Below are 4,838 nucleotides of genomic sequence, written 5' to 3' on the forward strand. Positions count from 1 at the left end.
GAGCGCTGTGGCAGATGGCGGCCACCTGCCCGTCCTCGACGATCATCGCCCACGGCGCCCCCTCGCCACCGCCGACGAGCGCGTCCCATTCGTCCGGCGTCCAGTCCGACGTCCGCAGAGGGCGTACGCCCTCCGCGTGTGCCGGATCGTCCGATCTGAGGACCTCGGCCGGTACGTCGAAGCGGACCGGCGGGTCCACCAGGTAGCTCGGCCCTCCGGACACCGCCGGCCCGCCGCCCAGGAGCGCGCGGCACCGCTCGAGGACGTCCGGCGGGCGGCCCGGAGGCGACGGGACGCCCTGGGAGACGAGGTCGAGCAGCCGGGCGGCGAGTGCGTCGGGCACGCGCCCGGACACCGCCGCGGTCATGCCGTCGGCCGCAACGCCGATCACCAAGTCCTCCGGCCCCGGCAGCCGGCCCCGCTCGTCGAGCCGCCAGATGACGCCCAGCTCGACGCGGAGCAGATCCACGCTCACGGCGCCACCAGCGTGAACGTCGCGCTCGCCGCGGCCCTGCCGTTGACGATCACCTCGAGCTCCCTCGCGCCGGGCGGCTCGTCGCGCGTGGTGACCGGGCGGAAGGAGTGGCTCTTCCGCACGGTGAACGTCGCCCCCGCATCCGCCGCCTCGCGCCGGCCCATATGGAACACCCGCCGCGAGCCCGCTCGCCGGATGGCGTACTTCAGCAGCACCGGCCCCGGCGCACCGGCCGTGACCGTGACGGCGAAGGCCAGCTTCCCGCCGACCGCCACCGTGTCGGACTCCAGGGCCAGCACCTCGACCGAGCCGCTGCCCGGAGTGGCGCCCACCAGCCGCAGCGCCTCGGGATGGCCCGAGCGCAGCAGCCCGCGCACCGCGTGGCGCAGCACGGCCTCCACGTGGGAGCCGCCGTCGGAACGCCAGCGGGACAGCAGCTCCAGGGCGACCTCGGGATGGTCCTTGGCCAGGTCGTTGACGTGGTTGGCGACCGAGCGGCGGACGTATTCGCTCGGGTCGTCGCGCAGCCGGTCGAGAAGGGACAGCGTCGGCCCCGGCGTCATCAGCCAGCGCACCCGGGAGCCCCAGGGCAGCCGCGGGCGCGACCCCTCCGAGGCCAGGCGGCGCAGATGCTCGTCAGGCGACTCCGCCCAACCGTACATGATCTTGAGCGCGTCCTCCCGGTAGCGCTCCAGATAGGGCCGCACGGCGAACTCACCCGTCGAGTACGGCGTGAGCACGGCCAGCGTGGCCATGGCCGCCTCCAGGTGGTCGAGCCCTTGCGCAGCCGTGTGGTCGGTGGCCGGCCAGCCGCTCCACATGTCGAGCGCCGCCCGCGAGGCGCTCTCGCGCACGATCTCGGCCACCTGCGGGTAGGGCAGCGGCAGCGCCTCGTGCAGGGCCGCGGCGACGTGCCTGACGCGGTCTTTGAGCTCCAGCCCGTCGAGCCCGGCCAGGGCCCGTTCGGTGAAGCGGCGCCGGGGGAAGGGCGCCCACGCGGCGGCCAGCCCGTCGGCCAGCACGGACACGGACTCCGCGTTGATCAGTTCCTTGAGCGGTTGAGCCACGGCGTCCACTCTGCCAGCCGCCACCGACAATCCCCACGGCTCCGTGAAGGACCCGTCGCCTGGCAGCCCTTTCCCCGGCGCCGCACGCCTTCAGTCCGCGGTTTCGCGCCACCTGTTGGTGATGGGCAGGCGGCGGTCGCGGCCGAAGTTCTTCGGCGTGATCTTGGGGCCTGGAGGATACTGGCGGCGCTTGTACTCGGCCAGGTCCACCAGCCTGATGACCCTCGTGACCAGCGCCGGGTCGTGGCCCGCCGCGATGAGCTCCTGCGAGCCCATGTCCTTCTCGACGTAGTCGTCCAGCAGGCGGTCGAGGATCTCGTACGGCGGGAGCGAGTCCGTGTCCCGCTGGCCGGGGCGGAGCTCGGCGCTCGGCTCCTTGACGATGGAGTTCTCCGGGATGGGGCTCTTCGCCTCGAGCAGGAACCCGGGGAGCGAGTTGGCGTTGCGCCACCTCGAGAGGTCCCACACCATGGTCTTCGGCACGTCCTTGATGGGGGCGAAGCCGCCGGCCGAGTCGCCGTACAACGTCGAGTAGCCCGTCGCGAGCTCGCTCTTGTTCCCCGTCGTCAGCACCAGGTGGCCGTGCTCGTTCGACAGGCCCATGAGGGTCGTGCCGCGTACCCTCGCCTGGAGGTTCTCGGCGGCCAGGCCCGAGAGGTCGATCTCCTTCTCGAAAGCGCTGACGATGTCGGCGATCGGGACGGTCTGCGAGGTCACGCCCTGCCTGCGGACCAGCTCTTCCGCGTCCGCCAGCGAGTGGTCCGACGAGTAGCGGGACGGCATGAGCACCACGTTGACGCGCGACGGGCCGATGGCGTCCGAGGCGATCGTGGCCGTCAGCGCCGAGTCGATTCCGCCGGAGAGGCCGAGGATGACCGACTGGAAGCCGTTCTTGGTCACGTAGTCCCGTACGGCCAGGACCAGGGCCGAGTACACCTCGGCGTGCAGGTCCAGGCGCTCCGCGATCGTCGCGGGCATCGGCTCGTAGGGCTCAACGGGGGTGGAGGAGAGCACCATGCGGTCCACCGTGATGGTGCTGCCGTCGCCCGCGTCGTACGGGAACGTACCGGTTTCCGCCTCCGAGACCGGCAGGTCCAGGTCCACGACCAGCAGTTCCTCCTTGAACTGCCCCGCCCGCGCCACCAGCGAGCCGGAGCCGTCCACCACGATCGAGTCGCCGTCGAAGACCAGCTCGTCCTGCCCGCCGACCTGGTTCACGTAGACGAGCGCGCATCCCGCCTCACGCGCCCGCCGCGCGCACAGCTCCAGGCGTACGTCGTCCTTCTCCTTCTCGTACGGCGACGCGTTCGGCGCGACCAGCAGCCCGGCCCCCGCCTGGCCCACGACGGACACGGGCCCGCCCTCCTGCCAGAGGTCCTCGCACACCGCGATCGCCACGTCCACCCCGTGCAGCCGGAAGATCGGCAGCCGGTCGCCGCGCACGAAATAGCGGTACTCGTCGAACACCCCGTAATTGGGCAGATGGTGCTTGGCCGTCCGGGTGACCACCTCGCCCCTGTGGAGCAGCGCGGCCGCGTCCAGCGGGGCGCCCTTCGGCTGGCCGACCCGGGGGGCCAGGCCCGCGCGGTCGACGTAGCCGACGACCACCGGCAGGTCTCCCAGGCCTTCCCGCTCCAGTCTGCGCGCCACCTCCTCCAGCGTGCGGATGCTGGCGTCCACGAAGGACGTACGCAGGACGAGGTCCTCCACGGGATAGCCGGTGAGGAACATCTCGGTGAAGACCACGAGATGAGCCCCGCGCGCGGCGGCGTCACGGGACCACGTGATCAGTTGGTCGGCGTTGGAGTCAAGGTCGCCGACGGCCGGGTTCGTCTGTGCGAGGGCAATGCGCAGTTGGGCCACGTCGCCAAGCCTAGTACGGTGCGCTTTTTATCGTCAAAGAGACGAAAAGGAAGACTTTTCGCCGGGTGTCACTAAACCTGACTCGTACGCGGCCATAACCAGCTGTGCCCGGTCGAACAGCCCGAGGTGCTCCAAGAGCGACTTGACCATGATGGACACCTCCTCCTCGGGCCAGGAGAGCGTCTGGCCGATCTGGCGGTTCGTCAGGCCGCGCGCGACGAGTTTCAGCACGTCGAGCCGGGAATCGGAGAGCCCGGCCAGCGCCGGGGGAGCGGCCGGGTCGGTACGCCCGGCGAACGACGCGATCAGCCGGGTGGTGATCGTCGGGTCGATGAGCGCGTCTCCGGCCGCCGCCGCCCTGATCGCGGCCAGGAACTGCTCGGGAGCCGACGTCTTCAGCACGAATCCGCTCACTCCCGCTCGCAACGCCGCATACAGATTCTCGTCGCTGCCGAAGGTGGTCATCATGATCACCTTGGGTGGCCGGTTTTCGGCCAGGATCCGGCGGGCGGCGGCCAGTCCGTCGAGGCGCGGCATCTGGATGTCGAGCAGGACCACGTCCGGGCGGGTCTCGGCCACGAGCGCGATCGCCTCCTCGCCGTCGACCGCCTCGCCGGCCAGCGTGACCCCCGGTTCGCCGGCCAGCATCGCCCGGACTCCGGTCCGCACGAGCGCCTGGTCGTCGGCCACGAGCACGCGTAGCGGCGCGGTCTCCTCCGGGTGTGGAGGAAGCCCGGCGGCCGTCCCCGCGCCGCCGTCGTCTTCCAGGCGCTGGGCGAGCATGTCGGCCTCCAGGCGCTGCAGCCCGGCCGACAGGTCGAGGCCCAGCTCGTCGCGCCAGGCCGTGCGCGCTCTGCGCAGCGCCCCCAGCGCGTCCCCCTGCCGCCCGAGCCGGTACAGCGCCAGCGCGAGCAGCCGCCACGCCTCCTCGCGCAGCGGGTACGCCGACGCGTGCGCCTCCAGGTCGGCCACCAGTGCCGTCGCCCTGCCCAGCGCGAGACCGGCGCCGGCCCGGCGCTCGACGGCGATCAGCCGCAGCTCCTCCAGCCTGCCCGCCTCCGTCGTGGCCCAGCCCAGCTCCGCGAACTCGGCCAGCGCCGGGCCCCGCCACAGCTCCAGCGCGGTGTCCATGGCCGCCCACACCTGCGCCGGGGCCCCGTCCGACTTCACCAGGCTCTCGAACCGCCACGTGTCCACCTGGTCCGTCCCGGCGCGCAGGGCGTATCCGGGCGGCGCGGAGACCAGCACGCGGGCCTCCTCGCGGGGTGCGCGATCGGGCTCGAGGGCCCGGCGCAGGCGCGAGACGTACCCCTGGATGGTGGACAGGGCCTGCGCGGGCGGCCTGCCCGGCCAGAGCTCGTCGATGATGGTGCTCACGGGGACGGCACGGCCGCCGGCCACGAGCAGGCGCGCGAGCACCGCCCGTTGCCGCT

4 protein-coding genes are annotated in these 4,838 nt (G+C 72.3%); all 4 read right to left on the minus strand.

What is annotated here, in order from left to right; translation table 11 throughout:
• Positions 1 to 475: hypothetical protein (locus AB0J09_RS56260; RefSeq protein WP_360710762.1), on the minus strand; the 475-nt coding region annotated here is incomplete at its 3' end.
• Positions 472 to 1,542 (minus strand): DNA alkylation repair protein, encoded by a 1,071-nt coding sequence (locus AB0J09_RS56265; RefSeq protein WP_360710764.1) that lies wholly within the window; start codon positions 1,540 to 1,542, stop codon positions 472 to 474. The genes AB0J09_RS56260 and AB0J09_RS56265, both read right to left, overlap by 4 nt.
• Before the next feature lie 90 nt (positions 1,543 to 1,632).
• Positions 1,633 to 3,405, minus strand: a complete 1,773-nt coding sequence (locus AB0J09_RS56270) for an NAD+ synthase (protein WP_360710767.1) — start codon at positions 3,403 to 3,405, stop codon at positions 1,633 to 1,635.
• Positions 3,406 to 3,438: 33 nt separating this feature from the next.
• On the minus strand, positions 3,439 to 4,838 hold a 1,400-nt coding region (locus AB0J09_RS56275), incomplete at its 5' end, for a BTAD domain-containing putative transcriptional regulator (protein WP_360710770.1).

The sequence above is a fragment of the Nonomuraea sp. NPDC049784 genome (assembly GCF_040659615.1).
Lineage (GTDB): Bacteria > Actinomycetota > Actinomycetes > Streptosporangiales > Streptosporangiaceae > Nonomuraea.